This window comes from Variovorax sp. GW460-12-1-14-LB1, assembly GCF_059423605.1.
Genome location: NZ_JBWKYF010000004.1, coordinates 33,586 through 49,149, shown reverse-complemented (window position 1 = coordinate 49,149; position 15,564 = coordinate 33,586). Strand labels below are relative to the sequence as shown.

16 protein-coding genes and 1 other RNA gene are annotated in these 15,564 nt (G+C 69.0%); 8 read left to right on the top strand and 9 right to left on the bottom strand.

Annotated elements, in window-relative coordinates; genetic code table 11:
- Positions 1-9 precede the first annotated feature (9 nt).
- From moaA to moeA, 3 genes are read left to right on the top strand one after another with little or no spacing between them, the layout of a single operon-like run.
- Positions 10-1,149 (top strand): GTP 3',8-cyclase MoaA, encoded by a 1,140-nt coding sequence (gene moaA, locus AC07Y4_RS03280; RefSeq protein WP_487846772.1) that lies wholly within the window; start codon positions 10-12, stop codon positions 1,147-1,149.
- 11 nt (positions 1,150-1,160) lie between these two features.
- Positions 1,161-1,805: a molybdenum cofactor guanylyltransferase MobA gene (mobA, locus tag AC07Y4_RS03275; protein ID WP_487846771.1), complete on the top strand. Its 645-nt coding sequence runs from the start codon at positions 1,161-1,163 to the stop codon at positions 1,803-1,805.
- A complete protein-coding gene (gene moeA / locus AC07Y4_RS03270; protein ID WP_487846770.1) occupies positions 1,802-3,118 on the top strand; it encodes a molybdopterin molybdotransferase MoeA in 1,317 nt (438 codons plus the stop codon). The genes mobA and moeA overlap by 4 nt, the downstream gene beginning before the upstream one ends.
- 22 nt (positions 3,119-3,140) lie before the next feature.
- Here moeA and rnhA read toward each other — a convergent pair whose 3' ends face one another.
- Complete coding sequence (rnhA, locus tag AC07Y4_RS03265) at positions 3,141-3,590, bottom strand: ribonuclease HI (RefSeq protein WP_095745544.1); 450 nt, start codon at positions 3,588-3,590, stop codon at positions 3,141-3,143.
- A 66-nt stretch (positions 3,591-3,656) separates the two neighbouring features.
- On the bottom strand, positions 3,657-4,418 hold the full coding sequence (locus AC07Y4_RS03260) for a class I SAM-dependent methyltransferase (RefSeq protein WP_223301333.1): 762 nt from the start codon (positions 4,416-4,418) through the stop codon (positions 3,657-3,659).
- Here AC07Y4_RS03260 and gloB point away from each other — a divergent pair.
- The 3 genes from gloB to AC07Y4_RS03245 all read left to right on the top strand — a co-directional run bounded on the left by gloB (position 4,417) and on the right by AC07Y4_RS03245 (position 8,622).
- The gene (gene gloB / locus AC07Y4_RS03255) at positions 4,417-5,196 is read left to right on the top strand and encodes a hydroxyacylglutathione hydrolase (RefSeq protein WP_487846769.1); all 780 of its coding nucleotides are present in this window, start codon (positions 4,417-4,419) and stop codon (positions 5,194-5,196) included. The genes AC07Y4_RS03260 and gloB overlap by 2 nt on opposite strands.
- Positions 5,193-6,797 carry a transglycosylase SLT domain-containing protein gene (locus tag AC07Y4_RS03250; protein ID WP_487846768.1) on the top strand — a complete coding sequence of 535 codons (1,605 nt, stop codon included), beginning with the start codon at positions 5,193-5,195 and terminating at the stop codon, positions 6,795-6,797. The genes gloB and AC07Y4_RS03250 overlap by 4 nt, the downstream gene beginning before the upstream one ends.
- A 64-nt stretch (positions 6,798-6,861) precedes the next feature.
- Positions 6,862-8,622: a monovalent cation:proton antiporter-2 (CPA2) family protein gene (locus AC07Y4_RS03245; RefSeq protein ID WP_487846767.1), complete on the top strand. Its 1,761-nt coding sequence runs from the start codon at positions 6,862-6,864 to the stop codon at positions 8,620-8,622.
- A gap of 27 nt (positions 8,623-8,649) precedes the next feature.
- On the opposite strand, the gene AC07Y4_RS03240 is transcribed toward AC07Y4_RS03245, so the two are convergent.
- From AC07Y4_RS03240 to dnaX, 7 genes are all read right to left on the bottom strand, one after another.
- Complete coding sequence (locus AC07Y4_RS03240) at positions 8,650-9,483, bottom strand: ABC transporter permease (protein ID WP_062473112.1); 834 nt, start codon at positions 9,481-9,483, stop codon at positions 8,650-8,652.
- On the bottom strand, positions 9,480-10,295 hold the full coding sequence (locus AC07Y4_RS03235; protein WP_487846766.1) for an ABC transporter ATP-binding protein: 816 nt from the start codon (positions 10,293-10,295) through the stop codon (positions 9,480-9,482). Before AC07Y4_RS03235 ends, AC07Y4_RS03240 begins: the two co-directional genes overlap by 4 nt.
- Before the next feature lie 52 nt (positions 10,296-10,347).
- A complete protein-coding gene (locus tag AC07Y4_RS03230) occupies positions 10,348-11,385 on the bottom strand; it encodes an ABC transporter substrate-binding protein (protein ID WP_159271585.1) in 1,038 nt (345 codons plus the stop codon).
- A 138-nt stretch (positions 11,386-11,523) separates the two neighbouring features.
- Positions 11,524-11,916 (bottom strand): MAPEG family protein, encoded by a 393-nt coding sequence (locus AC07Y4_RS03225; protein ID WP_487846765.1) that lies wholly within the window; start codon positions 11,914-11,916, stop codon positions 11,524-11,526.
- A gap of 51 nt (positions 11,917-11,967) precedes the next feature.
- A complete protein-coding gene (recR, locus tag AC07Y4_RS03220; RefSeq protein ID WP_062473120.1) occupies positions 11,968-12,558 on the bottom strand; it encodes a recombination mediator RecR in 591 nt (196 codons plus the stop codon).
- Positions 12,559-12,565: 7 nt separating this feature from the next.
- On the bottom strand, positions 12,566-12,898 hold the full coding sequence (locus AC07Y4_RS03215; RefSeq protein ID WP_007836669.1) for a YbaB/EbfC family nucleoid-associated protein: 333 nt from the start codon (positions 12,896-12,898) through the stop codon (positions 12,566-12,568).
- Between the two features lie 73 nt (positions 12,899-12,971).
- The gene (gene dnaX, locus AC07Y4_RS03210) at positions 12,972-14,819 is read right to left on the bottom strand and encodes a DNA polymerase III subunit gamma/tau (protein WP_487846764.1); all 1,848 of its coding nucleotides are present in this window, start codon (positions 14,817-14,819) and stop codon (positions 12,972-12,974) included.
- Between the two features lie 114 nt (positions 14,820-14,933).
- Here dnaX and ffs point away from each other — a divergent pair.
- Positions 14,934-15,030, top strand: an RNA gene (ffs, locus tag AC07Y4_RS03205) — signal recognition particle sRNA small type.
- A 111-nt stretch (positions 15,031-15,141) separates the two neighbouring features.
- Positions 15,142-15,564, top strand: coding sequence for a GNAT family N-acetyltransferase (locus tag AC07Y4_RS03200; RefSeq protein ID WP_487846763.1), 423 nt, complete (start codon positions 15,142-15,144; stop codon positions 15,562-15,564).

Here is a 15,564-nt window from a genome sequence, read left to right as displayed (position 1 = left end):
CATCGCCCCATGAAGAAAAGCAGCAGCACCGTCATTCCGATCGCTCAGGCCGGCCACGCCGTCGTGGCCGCGCCGGACATTGCCGTGCCCGCCACCGGCCTGCTGGCCGACCGGCTGGGCCGCCCGCTGACCGACCTGCGCATCAGCGTGACCGACCGCTGCAACTTCCGCTGCAGCTACTGCATGCCCAAGGACGTGTTCGACAAGGACTACCAGTACCTGCCGCACAGCGCCCTGTTGAGCTTCGAGGAAATCACGCGCCTGGCGCGCCTGTTCGCCTCGCACGGCGTGCACAAGATCCGCCTGACTGGCGGCGAGCCGCTACTGCGCAAGCACATCGAGGGGCTCATCGCCCAACTGGCCGAACTGCGCACGCCCGACGGCGACCCGCTCGAACTCACGCTGACCACCAACGGCTCGCTGCTGAAACGCAAGGCCGCCGCGCTGAAGGCCGCCGGCCTGCAGCGCGTGACGGTGAGCCTGGACAGCCTGGACGACGCCGTGTTCCGCCACATGAACGACGTCGACTTTCCGGTGGCCGACGTGCTGGCCGGCATCGACGCTGCCCTGGCCGCGGGCCTGGGCCCGATCAAGGTCAACATGGTGGTCAAGCGCGGCACCAACGAGCAGGAAATCCTGCCGATGGCGCGCTACTTCCGCGAGCACCACGGCGGCAAGGTCGTGCTGCGTTTCATCGAGTACATGGACGTGGGCGCCACCAACGGCTGGCGCATGGACGAGGTGCTGCCTTCGGCCGAAGTCATCGCGCGCATCGCGGCCGAGTTTCCGCTCGTGCCACTCGAAGCCACCACGCCCGGCGAGACCGCCCAGCGCTGGGCCTATGCCGACGGCGGCGGCGAGATCGGCGTGATCAGCAGCGTGACCCAGGCCTTCTGCCACGACTGCAGCCGCGCGCGCCTGTCGACCGAGGGCAAGCTGTACCTGTGCCTGTTCGCAAGCCACGGCCACGACCTGCGACCGATGCTGCGCGACGGTGCGAGCGACAGCGACATCGCTTCCGCCATCGGCCACATCTGGCAGGGCCGCGCCGACCGCTATTCCGAGCTGCGCGCCCTGCGCGGCCCCGACGACAGCGCCCCCGACGCGGCGGCGCCCCGGCGCGTCGAGATGAGCTACATCGGCGGATGAGGCCGCCAGCCATGGGTACCGCACCGGCCATCGCAGCGGCCGACATCACGGGCCTCGTGCTCGCCGGCGGGCGCGGCACCCGCATGGGCGGGGTCGACAAGGGCCTGCAGCTGCTCCAGGGCGAAGTGCTCGCCGCGCACGCCGTGCGGCGGCTGCGCCCGCAGGTCGGCGGCGTGCTGATCAATGCCAACCGGAACTTCGCCGCCTACGAAGCGCTGGGCGTGCCCGTGTTCGCCGACAGCGTGCCCGACCACCCCGGCCCGCTGGCCGGCATGCTGAGCGGACTCGAGCACTGCCCCACGCCCTGGCTGCTCACCGTGCCCTGCGACACGCCGCGCTTTCCGCCCGACCTGGCGGCGCGGCTGGCCGCGGCCCTGGCCGCCGAGGGCGCCCACGCGCGCATCGCCATGGCCGCCGCGCCTGAAACCGAGGCCGACGGCCGCACGGTGCTGCGTCGCCAGCCGGTGTTCTGCCTGCTGCACATCGAACTGCGCGACAGCCTGCGCCGCTTTGTCGAGGAAGGCGGCCGCAAGGTCGGCGCCTGGACCGCGCAGCACAACGCCCTGACCGTTCCCTTCGACCGCCCCGGCGACGCGCCCGACGCCTTCTTCAACGCGAACACGCTGGCCGATCTGCAGACGCTCGAACAGCCATGAGCCGCATCGCCGCCATCGCCGCCGACCTCGCGGACTACGACGCGGGCGACCTCGACGTCGACACCGTCGCCGCCTTTCTCGCGCGCCTCGTCGCGCCGCTGGCCGTGGCAGACACCGAAGAGGTCGCGCTGCGCGACGCGCTCGGCCGCGTGCTGGCCGACGACCTCATCTCGCCCGTGAGCGTGCCGCCGCACGACAACTCGGCCATGGACGGCTACGCCTTCGACGGCGCGCTGTTGCCGGCCGATGCGCCCATCGACCATTCGCTCACGCTGCGCGTGGCGGGCACGGCGCTGGCCGGCTCGGCCTGGCGCGGCGCACTGGGGCCGAACGACGCGGTGCGCATCATGACCGGCGCGATGATGCCGGCGGGCCTGGACACCGTGATCCCGCAGGAGTTCTGCAAGGTCGACGGCGACCAGGTCTGCTTTCCGGCCCGTGTGCTGGGTCGCGGCGACAACCGGCGCCTGGCCGGCGAAGACCTGATGCAGGGCCAGCCGGCGCTGCGGCGCGGCGAGCGCCTGTCGCCGGCCGCGCTCGGCATGGTCGCCAGCCTCGGCCTGGCGCGCGTGACCGTGCGGCGCCGGCTGCGCGTGGCGTACTTCTCGACCGGTGACGAAATCCTCTGCCTGGGCGACACGCCGCGCGAAGGCGCCGTGTACGACAGCAACCGCTACACCCTGTTCGGCCTGCTCACGCGGCTGGGCTGCGAGGTGGTCGACCTCGGCCTGGTGCACGACGACCCCGCCACGCTCGCGGCCACGCTGCAGCGCGCGGCGAGCGAGGCCGATGCCATCGTCACCAGCGGCGGCGTGAGCGCGGGCGCGGCCGACCACACGCGCGACGTGATGCAGCAACTGGGCGACATGGCCTTCTGGCGGGTCGCGATGCGGCCCGGGCGGCCGCTGGCGGTGGGGCTGATTCCGCGTCCGCGCGAGGCCGGGGCCACGTCGGCCGTGCTGTTCGGCCTGCCGGGCAATCCGGTGGCGGCGATGGTCGCCTTCCTGGCCTTCGTGCGGCCGGCGCTGCTGCGGCTGATGGGCTGCCACGACGAAGCCTGCGCCCCGCCGCCGCTGCTGCGCGCGCGCAGCGCCGGGCCCATCCGCAAGAAGCCGGGGCGCACCGAGTACCAGCGCGGCGTTGTCCGCCAGGTGCCGGGGTCGTTGCCCGAGGTGCGGGTGGCGGCGCACCAGGGATCGGGCGTGCTGAGTTCGATGCTCGAGGCCAACGGGCTCGTGGTGCTGCCCCACGAGCAGGGCCATGTCGACGCCGGGCAAGAAGTCGACGTGATGGTCTTCGAGGGACTGATCTAGCCCCAGGCCCTGCCGCTGACGGTCAGATCCGGCCCAGGGCCTTGTCCACGCCCTTGTTGGCCAGCATGTCGGCCCGCTCGTTGCCCGGATCGCCTGAGTGCCCCTTGACCCAGCGCCACTCGATCTGGTGGCCGCCCTCGGACACCAGCTTGTCGAGCTTCTGCCAGAGCTCGACGTTCTTCACGGGCTGCTTGGTCGAGGTGAGCCAGCCCTTGGCCTTCCAGCCGCGAATCCACTCGGTGATGCCCATGCGCACATACTGGCTGTCCAGGTACAGCAGCACCTTGCAGGGCCGCTTGAGCGCGGCGAGCCCTTCGATCACGGCCGTGAGTTCCATGCGGTTGTTGGTGGTGTTGAGTTCACCGCCGAACAGTTCCTTCTCGGTGGGGCCCGACTTGAGCCACGCGCCCCAACCGCCCGGTCCCGGGTTGCCCTTGCACGCGCCATCGGTGTAGATCACGACTTCGTTCAAACTGACTGTTCCTTTTTTCTCTAGCGTCATGCGGGCGATGCCGCCCGCGTCCATGGATTCGTTCGTTCACTGCTTGCTGCGGTGCACCTTGCCCGCGATGGGCACCGGCGCCGTCGCCCGCGCGCCGCTGCGGCGCCAGTCGGCGCTCAGCAGGCGCATGCCGCGCACGCGCTTCACCGCCACCAGGAAGTAGGCGGCGCCGAAGATCGGCCACCAGCGCTCGCCGGCGGCGTCCATCCAGCGCGAGCGCTCCAGCCAGGCGTCGCTGCGCACCGCCGGCCGGTAGATGCCGAAACGGCCCGACTCCACCTCGAAGCTCAGCAGGCGCAGCCAGTCGCGCATGCGCCAGTAGCCGATGAACTCGCCGGCCTCGGGCAGGAAGGTCTCGCCCAGCCCCAGCCGGCGGTACAGGTGCCCGCGGCGCTGCCGCAGGCCCCACAGGCTGGTCGGGTTCAGGCCGCAGATCACCACCCGCCCCTCGGGCACCAGCACCCGCTCGACCTCGCGCAGCGTGGCGTGCGGATCGGGACTGAGTTCCAAGGCGTGCGGCAGCACCACGAGATCGAGGCTGTTGGCCGCGAACGGCAAGGCGGCGAAATCGGTCACCAGCGTCGCCTTGCCGGCCCGCACCGGGTCGGTCAGGGCCAGCCAGCGGTGCGGCATGCGGTTGGCGCGCAGCCCGTCGACCTCGGCGGCCCCGAGCTGCAAGGCGTGGTAACCGAAAACATCGGCCACCGCCTCGTCGAACTGGGCCTGCTCCCAGGCTAGGAGGTAGCGGCCGGGGGGGGTCGCGAACCAATCCTGCAAACCTATAATTTGACCGCTCATGACCCTTGTTCCGCTGCCCGCTTTTGCTGACAACTACATCTGGATGCTGCACGACGGGCACCACGCCATCGTGGTGGACCCGGGCGATGCCCAACCGGTGTTCGATGCGTTGGCGCACCACAAGCTGCAGCTGGCCGCGATTCTAGTCACGCACCACCACCCCGATCACACGGGCGGCGTGGCCGCGCTGCATGCGGCCACGGGTGCGAAGGTGTGGGGCCCCGCGCGCGAGCGCATCCCCGAGCCCTTCACGCCGCTGGTGCAGGGCGACATCGCACAGGCCCTGGGCCTGCGCTTCGAGGTCATCGACGTGCCGGGCCACACGGCCGGGCACATCGCCTACTTCCTGCCGGCCTCGGCCGCGCAGGCCCCCGTGCTGTTCTGCGGCGACACCCTCTTCTCGGGCGGCTGCGGCCGCCTGTTCGAGGGCACGCCCACGCAGATGCTCGCCTCGCTCGACGCGCTCGCCGCGCTGCCCGGCGACACGCGTGTGTGCTGTGCGCACGAATACACACTTGCTAACCTGAAGTTCGCCCGCGCCGTGGAACCCGGCAACGACGAACTCACTCACTACAACGCGCATTGCGAAAGCCTGCGCGCACAGGGGCAGCCCACGCTGCCCTCGCAACTGGCGATCGAACGCCGGATCAACCCCTTTCTTCGCAGCCGCGAAGCCACCGTCTTTCGAGCAGTGCGGGCCCATGCCGAGCTTTCCGCGGATGCCGCCGAAGCCGAGGTGTTCGCCGCCCTGCGCCAATGGAAAAACGACTTCCGATGAAATTTATCGTTGCCACCTGCCTCGCAGGCTCCCTGGTACTCGCGGGCTGCGCGAGCACGGACAACAGTGCTTCTTCCTCCCCCACCGCCAAGGCCGGCACCGCTGCCGGCGGCACCGGCGCCCGCCCCTCGGGCAGCGCCACGCCCATCTATCCGCGCGACGCCAACCTCAGCCCGCTGACCAGCGGCCAGGCCCGTTCGCAGAGCGTGGTCACGCTGGCACCGCCGGCCGACATGTGGGACCGCATCCGCCGCGGCTTCAAGATGCCCAACCTCGAGAGCGACCTGGTGCGCGACCGCGAGCAGTGGTACGCCAGCCGGCCCGACTACATCCAGCGCATGACCGAGCGCTCGAACAAGTACATCTTCCACATCGTCGAGGAGCTCGAGCGCCGCAACATGCCGACCGAGCTGGCGCTGCTGCCGTACATCGAGAGCGCCTTCAACCCGCAGGCCGTGTCCAGCGCGCGCGCCGCCGGCATGTGGCAGTTCATGCCCGCCACCGGCACCGACTTCGACCTCAAGCAGAACATCTTCCGCGACGACCGCCGTGACGTGGTGGCCTCCACCCGTGCCGCGCTCGACTACCTGCAAAAGCTCTACGGCATGTTCGGCGACTGGCAGCTCGCGCTCGCCGCCTACAACTGGGGCGAAGGCAGCGTGGGACGCGCCATCGCCAAGAACCAGCGCCTGGGCCTGCCCACCACCTACAGCGACCTGTCGATGCCGGCCGAGACCCGGCTGTACGTGCCCAAGCTGCAGGCCGTGAAGAACATCGTGGCCAACCCGCAGGCCTTCAACGCCGAGCTGCCGCTGATCGCCAACCACCCCTACTTCCAGACCGTGCCGCTCACGCGCGACCTCGACGTGGAACTGGCGGCCAAGCTGGCCGACGTGCGCATCGAAGACTTCCGCGCGCTCAACCCCGCCGCCCACAAGCCCGTGCTGATCGCGGCCGGCACCTCCGAGATCCTGCTGCCCTGGGACAACGCGGCGGTCTTCAAGCGCAACTTCGACGCCTACACGCAGGGCCAGTACGCCAGCTGGACCGCCTGGGTCGTGCCCACCACCATGACGGTGGCCGACGCCGCCCAGCGCTCGGGCATGAGCGAGTCGGACCTGCGCGCGCTCAACAACGTGCCGCCGCGCATGCTCATCAAGGCCGGCTCCACGCTGATCGTGCCGCGCGGCGCACGCGTGAAGGAAGACGTGGCGGCCGTCGTGGCCGACGGCGGCCACCTGAGCTTCCAGCCCGAGATCATCACGCGCCGCACCACCGTCAAGGCCGGCCGCTCGGACAACGTGGCGAGCATCGCGCGCCGCTACAACCTCAAGCCTGCGGCCGTGGCCGACTGGAACGACGTCAACCCCAACCACGCCTTCAAGCGCGGCTACAGCGTGGTCGTGTACCTGCCGGTGCGCGCCACGCCCGCGGCGCGTGTCGGCTCGGGTGCAGCGCCCGCGCGCGGCCGGGGTGCGGCGGTGGTCACGTCCAAGCGCGGCGGCGCGCCGGTGAAGGCCGCCGCACGCGGCAGCAGCAGCGCCAAGCAGGCGGTGGTGCGCCAGCCGCGCGGCGGCACGCCGTCCAAGCGCAAGCGCTGACCCCTGCCCTGCCGGCGGGTGGTGCCGGGCCCGGACAAGAAAAGCGACATCAGGAGGACAGGCCATGGCAGTCGAAGGAAGCGCGGGCGATCTCATCAAGGTCGTCACGCTGTTAGGGGCCGCCGTCGTGGCCGTGCCGCTGTTCAAGCGGCTCGGGCTGGGCTCCGTGCTCGGCTACCTGGCGGCGGGCCTGGCCATCGGGCCCTTCGGCTTCGGCCTCTTCACCGACCCGCAGACCATCCTTCACACGGCCGAACTCGGCGTCGTGATGTTCCTCTTCGTGATCGGGCTCGAGATGCGCCCGTCGCACCTGTGGAGCATGCGGCGTGACATCTTCGGCCTGGGCAGCCTGCAGGTGGTGGTGTGCGGCATCCTGCTGACCGGCGTGGGCATGGCCTTCGGCTTCCCGCTCGCCGTCTCGTTCGTGTGCGCGATGGGCTTCGTGCTCACCTCCACGGCCATCGTGATGCAGCTGCTCGGCGAGCGTGGCGACATCGCCGCGCCGCGCGGCCAGAAGATCGTCGCCGTGCTGCTCTTCGAAGACCTGCTGATCGTGCCGCTGCTGGCCATCGTCGCCTTCATCGCACCGGTGGATGCGGCGCAGCAGGCCATTGCACCTTCGCGCTGGATCGGCATCGGCATTGCCGTGGGTGCGCTCGCGGCGCTGGTGGCGGCGGGCATCTGGCTGCTCAATCCGCTGTTCCGCGTGCTCGCCAACTCCAAGGCGCGCGAGGTGATGACGGCCGCGGCACTGCTCGTGGTGCTGGGCGCGGCGCTGCTGATGCAGGTCGGAGGCCTGTCGATGGCCATGGGCGCCTTCCTGGCCGGCGTGCTGCTCTCCGAATCGACCTTCCGCCACCAGCTCGAAGCCGACATCGAACCCTTCCGCGGGCTGCTGCTGGGCCTGTTCTTCATCGGCGTGGGCATGTCGCTCGACCTCGCGGTGGTGGCACAGAACTGGCAGCTCATCGTCGCGGGCGTGATCTCGATGATGGTGGTCAAGGCGCTGTGCATCTCCGGCGTGGCGAGACTCGCCAAGAGCTCGCCCGCCGATGCGCTCGACCGCGCGGTGCTGATGGCGCAGGGCGGCGAGTTCGCCTTCGTGCTGTTCTCGTCGGCGCTCGCCGCCAAGGTCATCAGCCCGACGGTCAACGCCAACATGACGGCGGTGGTGGTGCTGTCGATGGCGCTCACGCCGCTGGTGGTGCTGGTGCATCGCCGCTTCGCACCCACCGCGCAGGCCTCGATGGAGGGCGTGGAGAAAGCCGAGGAACTGGCCGGCAACGTGCTCGTCATCGGCTTCGGCCGCTTCGGGCAGATCGCGATCCAGGGCGCGCTGGCGCGCGGTGCCTCCATCTCGATCATCGACAACGACACGCAGGTGATCCGCGACGCCGCCGACTTCGGCTTCAAGGTGTACTACGGCGATGGCGCACGCGCCGACGTGCTGCATGCGGCCGGCGCGCACAACGCCCGCGCGATCATGGTGTGCATCGACAACCGCGCCGTGGCCACGCGCATCGCGGAGCACGTGAAGTCCGAGTTCCCGCATGCGCACCTGATGGTGCGCGCCTTCGATCGCGAGCACGCGGTCGAGCTCGTGAAGCTCGACGTCGACTACCAGATCCGCGAGACCTTCGAATCGGCGATGGCCTTCGGCCGGCAAGGCGTGGTCGCGCTGGGCGCCACGCCCGAGGAAGCCGACGAGGTGATCGACGACCTGCGCCGCCGCGACAAGGAACGGCTGGTGCTCGAGATGTCCGGCGGCCTCTTCGCAGGACGCGCGCTGGTGCAGGTCAACACCGAAACGCGCCAGACCCACTGAAGGCACTGGGCGCGTTGAACGCGCGGCTCAGAGCTTCTCGGTCTCGCCGCTGCGCGGCTGCCACTTCATGAGCCGCTTCTCGATCAGGCCCACGAGCCCGTCGAGCGCCAGCGCAAAGGCCGTGAGCACCACGATACCGGCGAAGACCGTGTTCACGTCGAAGGTGCCCTCGGCCTGCAGGATCAGGTAGCCCACGCCGCGCGCCGAGCCCAGGTACTCCCCCACCACCGCGCCGACGAAGGCCAGGCCCACGGAGGTGTGCAGGCTGGAGAACACCCAGCTCGTGGCGCTGGGCAGGTACACCGTGCGCAGCAGCTGCCGCTGGTTGGCGCCCAGCATCTTGGCGTTGGCCAGCACCACCGGGCTCACTTCGCGCACGCCCTGGTAGACGTTGAAGAACACGATGAAGAACACCAGCGTGACGGCCAGCGCCACCTTGCTCCAGATGCCCAGGCCGAACCACAGCGCGAAGATCGGCGCGAGGATCACGCGCGGCATCGAGTTGGCGGCCTTGATGTACGGGTCGAGGATCAGGCTCGCCGTGGGCGCCAGCGCCAGCCACAGGCCGCAGCCCAGCCCCAGCGCCGTGCCGATGCCGAAGGCCAGCACCGTTTCGAGCAGCGTCGTGCCCAGGTGGCGGTAGATGTCGGCGTTGCCCTTCAGGCCTTCGGGAAACAGCAGGTTCGGCGGCACCTCGAAGGGCAGGAACCAGCTCCAGATGCGCCCCGCCACCACGATCGGCTGGCCGAGGAAGAACGCGATCTGGTCGTTGCGCGAGGCCACGTGCCACAGCACCAGGATCACGGCGAGCAGCGCGAGCTGCCAGAAGCGCGCATGGCGTGCATCGAGGCGCGGCATCATGCGGCCTTCCTCAGTTGCTGCGCGTAGCCCTTGAGCACCTCGTCGCGCAGCACCTCCCAGATCTGGCGATGCAGCTCCACGAAGCGCGGCTGCGTGCGCACCTCGGCCACGTCGCGCGGACGCGGCAGGTCGATCACGAACTCGCCGATCGGCCGCGTCGCCGGGCCGGCCGACAGCACCACCACGCGGTCGCTCATCGCAATCGCCTCGTCGAGGTCGTGCGTGATGAAGAGCACGGCCTTCTTCTTCGCGCTCCACAGCTCGAGCACTTCGTTTTCCATCAGCTGCCGCGTCTGCACGTCGAGCGCGCTGAAGGGCTCGTCCATGAGGATGATGTCGGGGTCGAGCACCAGCGTCTGCGCCAGCGCCACGCGCTTGCGCATGCCGCCCGAGAGCTGGTGCGGGTAACGGTCGCCGAAGCCCGAAAGGCCCACGCGCGAGAGCCACGCCTCGGCCTGCGCGTGCGCCTCGGTGTCGGGCACGCCGCGGTACTGCAGCCCCACCTTCACGTTGTCGATGGCGCTGCGCCACGGCATCAGCGCCTCGGTCTGGAACATGTAGCCCGCACGCTTGTTCACGCCCGTGAGCGGTTGGCCGAACACCTTCACCCCGCCCGACGACGGCTCGAGCAAGCCCGCGCCCACGTTCAGCAGCGTCGACTTGCCGCAGCCCGTGGGCCCGACCACCGAGACGAACTCGCCCGCGCCGATGCGCAGCGTGGTGTCGTCCACCGCCGTGTAGCGCTGGCCCGGGTCGTCCTTCGAAAGAAAGGTGCAGCGGATGGAAAGGAGTTCGAGTGCGTAGTCGGGCATGGCGCTCCGGAAGAAAAAACCCGGCCGAAGCCGGGTTGCTGAACGTTCGCAATCAGGCTTTGAACCTGTCTTTCGCACGCTTTGCAAAATCGTTGGTGTAGGTCCTGGCGAGGTCGATCTTGTCGGCCTTGACCGAGGTGTCGAAACTCGCGATGGCGTTGAGCGCCGTCTTCGGCCCTTCGGCCGGCACGAGGCCGTCGGTGGCGATGGACTCGCGCACCTTGTCGAACGACGCGAGGTACAGCGCGCGGTCGCCCAGCAGGTAGGTCTCGGGCACCGTCTTGATGATGTCGCCCGGCCCCGCCGTCTGCAGCCACTTGAGGCCGCGCACGATCGCGTTGGCCAGCGCCTGGCAGGTGTTGGGATGCTTCTGGATGAAGTCGATCGGCGCGTAGAGGCAGGCCGCGGGCATCGGCCCGCCGAACACCTGCTCGGTGCCCTTGAGCGTGCGCGTGTCGCTGATGATCTTCACGTCGCCCTTCTGCTCCAGCATGGTCATCACCGGGTCGGTGTTGCTGATGGCGTCGATCTGGCCCGAGCGCAGCGCGGTGAGCGCACCGGCTGCCACGCCCACGCCGATGAAGCTCACGTCGCTGGCCTTGAGGCCGCCGCGCGAGAGCACGAGGTTGGCCACCATGTTGGTCGACGAGCCCGGCGCCGAAACACCGATCTTCTTGCCGCGCAGGTCCTGGATGCCGGTGTAGCCCGCCATGTTCTTCGTCGACACGCCCACCGCGATCTGCGGTGCGCGGCCCTGCAGCACGAAGGCCTGGAAGAACTGGTTCTTGGCCTGCAGGTTGATCGTGTGTTCGTAGGCGCCCGAGCAGACATCGGCCGAGCCACCCACCACCGCTTGCAGTGCGCGCGCGCCACCGGCGAAGTCGGAGATTTCCACTTCGAGCCCTTCGGCCTTGAAGTAGCCCAGCTGCTCGGAGATGGTGAGCGGCAGGTAGTAGAACGCCGCCTTGCCGCCCACCGCGATCGAGACCTTGGTTTTCTCCAGCTTGGCCTGCTGCGCAAAGACCCGCGGCAATGCAATCGCTGCGGCAGCGACTGCGGAGGCGGAGATGAGGGTTCTGCGATGAAGCATGGCGCGGTCCTGCGGGCTCTGTGATTCTGGTGAACTGAATCGAGCTTAGGCGTGCGCCCTGTGGGCCTGCATCGGGGTCATCCCGTGCGGGTTTTCACGTAAGCACGAAGGCCTCCTGGAGAAGCCTTCGCCAAGGCGCTATCGCGCCAGAAAAAGTATCGCGATATTGACCAGGAACGCGAGTGCCCAGGCCGCGCTGCGCGCGCTCGGCGCGCCGCGGATGTAGAGCGCGAGATAGATCACGCGCAGCACCACGTAGGCCACCGCGAGCATGTCGAGCCGCGCCTGCGCCACGCCGAGCTGGTGCGCGATGAGCACCGCGCCGATGAAGAACGGCAGGCCTTCGAAGCTGTTGGCCTGCGCGCTGTTGGCGCGTGCGCGCCAGCCGCTTTGCTTGGCGGCCCAGTCGCGCGGATGCATGTTGTCGCGCACGCCGAAGCTGCCCGCCTTCGCGATCCATGCCGCGAGGTACGGCAGGCCGCAGGCGATGAACACGCACCAGTAGGCGACGGTGAGCAAGGAGAAGGTCATGGTGACGACAACAGGAGGAAAGAACGAACGCGGCCTTGAACAGGCCGCGCGTCAGCGGCGATCGACCAGCGCGTGCGCGATCGTGCCGAGGTCGACGTACTCGAGCTCGCTGCCGGCCGGCACGCCGCGCGCCAGACGCGTCACGGTGAGCCCGTGCTGCTTGAGCGCCTCGCCGATCACGTGCGCCGTGGCCTCGCCTTCGGCGGTGAAGTTGGTCGCGAGGATGACCTCGCTCACCGTGCCGTCGCGCGCGCGGTCGAACAGCTTCTGCAGGCCGATGTCCTTCGGCCCGATGCCGTCGAGCGGACTGAGCTTGCCCATGAGCACGAAGTAGTAGCCGCGAAAGGCGCCCGTGCGTTCGAGCGCGGCCTGGTCGGCCGGCGTCTCGACCACGCACAGCTTGGTGCCGTCACGCCGCGAGTCCATGCAGACATGGCAGATCGGCGCTTCGGTGAAGGTGTTGCACAGCTCGCAGTGCCGCACCTGGCCTGCCGCCTGCTGCAACGCGCGAGCGAGCAACTGCGCGCCCTCGCGGTCGTGCTGCAGCAGGTGGAAGGCCATGCGCGAGGCCGACTTGACGCCGACACCGGGCAGCCGGCGCAGCGCATCGACCAGCGCATCGAGCGAACTGGCGTCTGCCATGCGTCGCTTAGAACGGGAGCTTCATGCCAGGCGGGAGACCGGGCATGCCGGCCGTCAGCTTGCCCATCTTCTGCTCGCTGGTTTCCTCGGCCTTGCGCACGGCGGCGTTGAAGGCGGCAGCCACGAGGTCTTCGAGCATGTCCTTGTCGTCGGCCAGCAGGCTGGGGTCGATGGTGATGCGCTTGACGTCGTGCTTGCAGGTCATGACGACCTTGACGAGACCGGCGCCCGACTCGCCTTCGACCTCGATGTGCGCCAGTTCTTCCTGGGCCTTCTTGAGGTTGTCCTGCATTGCCTGCGCCTGCTTCATGAGGCCGGCCAGTTGTCCTTTGTTGAACATCGTTGGTCCTGTCTGTGATGGGTTGGTGATGGAAAGAATACGGTCGAAAAATGCGGCGACTGCGGCGCCGGCTTCAGAGGGGCTTCAGCGATCCGGGAACAATCTTCGCATCGAAGTCGCGCATCAGCATCTGCACCTCGGGGTCGCTGCGGATGGCTTCCTCGGCCACCCGCTGGCGCTCGTCGGCCGCCTGCTTGTTGCGGCGCGCCGGGCTGTCGACCACGCCGCCGATCTCGATGGCCAGCCTCACATTGTGGCCGAGGCCCTGCAGCGCCGCCGTGAGCTTCTCGCGGCTGGACGGCTGGTTGAGCGTTTCGCGCTCGATGCGCAGCATCCACTGGTCGGTGTCGCGCGCCACCAGCTGCGACTGCAGCGCGAGCTCGCGCGCCAGCGCCGCCACGCTTTCGGCCACGACGAGCTGCATGACCGTGGCATGCCAGAAGTCGCCCTCTTCGCTCGGAGGGATCGGGGTGTAGGTGCTGCGCTGTTCTTCTTCGCGCGGCACGTCGCGCTGGCCGGGCGGCGGCTGCACGCGGATCGGCACGCCGACCACATGGGCCGCGGGGGCGTCGGACGCCTCCTGCGGGGCAGGCCGGGGCATGGGCTGGCGCTGCGGGGCATCGACCACCGCGAGCCGCTGGCCGGCCGGCGCAGGCTGCGCGGGCGGTTGCGAAGGCGCGGCAACGGGTGCCGGATCGGGCACCGAAGGCCGGGAAACCGGGGCAGCTTCGCGCGCGGGAGCCCGCGGCGCGGCGCCACCGGCGTCATTCAGAGTTTTTTTTTCCGTGGAGGCCGTCGAGGCGGCCGCATGGGAGGGCTTGAAGGCCAGCAGCCGCAGCAGCACCATGGTCAGCGCCGCGTACTCGTCGGGCGCCAGGCCCAGCTCGCCGCGCCCATGCAGGCACAGGCTGTACAGCAGCTGCGTCTCGTCGGCGGGCATCAGCGACGCCAGGCGCGCCGTGTCGGCCGCGTCGGGGTCGGTGGCCGCATCGGCCGATTCGGCGCGCGAGGGCACGGCCTGCAGCACCGCCATGGCCTGCAGCACCGCCGTCATTTCTTCGAGCGTGGACGCGGCGGACATGCCGTCGCGACGCAGCGCCTCGGAGGTGTCGACCACGGTCTTGCCGTCGCCTTGTGCCAGCGCTTCGATCAGGCGGAACACATGGCCGCGATCGACGCTGCCGAGCATCTGGCGCACGCCGGTCTCGAGCAGCTCGCCGTTGCCGAAGGCGATGGCCTGGTCGGTGAGCGAGAGCGCGTCGCGCATCGAGCCGCGCGCGGCGCGCGCCAGCAGGCGCAGCGCCTGCGGCTCGGCCGGCACCTGCTCGGTCTGCAACACGCTGGTGAGGTGTTCGAGCACCGTCTCGGGCGCCATCGGCCGCAGGTTGAACTGCAGGCAGCGCGACAGCACCGTGACCGGCACCTTCTGCGGATCGGTCGTGGCCAGCACGAACTTGAGGTACTCGGGCGGCTCCTCGAGCGTCTTGAGCATCGCGTTGAACGCGGTGTTCGTGAGCATGTGCACTTCGTCGATCATGAAGACCTTGAAGCGCCCCTGCACCGGCTTGTAGACCGCCTGTTCGAGCAGCGACTGCACTTCGTCCACGCCGCGGTTGGAAGCCGCGTCGAGCTCGGTGTAGTCGACGAAGCGGCCCGAGTCGATGTCCTGGCAGGCCTGGCACACGCCGCAGGGCGTGGCGGTGATGTCGCCCTGCCCGTCCGGGCCCTGGCAGTTGAGCGACTTGGCCAGGATGCGCGACACCGTGGTCTTGCCCACGCCCCGCGTCCCGGTGAACAGATAGGCGTGGTGCAGGCGCTGCGTCGTCAGCGCGTTTTCCAGCGCCTGGACCACATGCCCCTGACCGACCATCTCACCGAAGGTTTTCGGACGGAACTTGCGAGCGAGCACGAGATAAGACATTGCGGGCATTCTAAAAGGCGCGGCGGGGGTCACTTCACGCTTGTTTCCCATCCGCCGTCGAAATGATTCACGCCCCGGCCAAGGGGGCAAATCCGCGCGGTTAGAATGCAGGCTGACGGGCCTCCCTGCATGGTGAAGTGGCCAACCGGGTCAGGTGGGGAACCAAGCAGCCCTAACTGCGTAGTCAGTGCCAGGGGTAAGGCTCGTCAACCTAACATCCAGAAGCCGTGAGTTCCTTTCCAGAGAACTTACGCGCCGTGTCCAGGGGTTACCGACCCCGGACACCTCAAATTCCCAGAACTTCGCGCAGCCATCCATGAACTTGGACATCCGGCCCGCCTGCATCAGTGATCTCGAAGCGTTGGTGCGTCTCGACACCGTGGCCGCGCACGATGCGTGCCGCGCCGTGCAGATCCAAGGCTGGATCGAAGATCGCTTCTGCCATGTGATCGAGGTGGATGGCGACATCGCCGCCTACGGCGTCCTGCACCACCACTTCTTCGACTGCGGGTTCATCGAGATGCTGATGGTCGGCGAGCAATTTCGCCGCAGGCGGCTCGGCCTGCGACTCATCGATCACTTCCAGTCGATCTGCGAACGCCCCAAGCTCTTCACCTCCACGAACCGCTCCAACGCGGCGATGCACTCGCTGCTGAAAGAAGCCGGGTTCAGAGAGAGCGGCCACATCGAGAACCTCGATGCGGATGACCCCGAGCAGGTGTTCTTCTGGCCCTGCGAGCGCTGA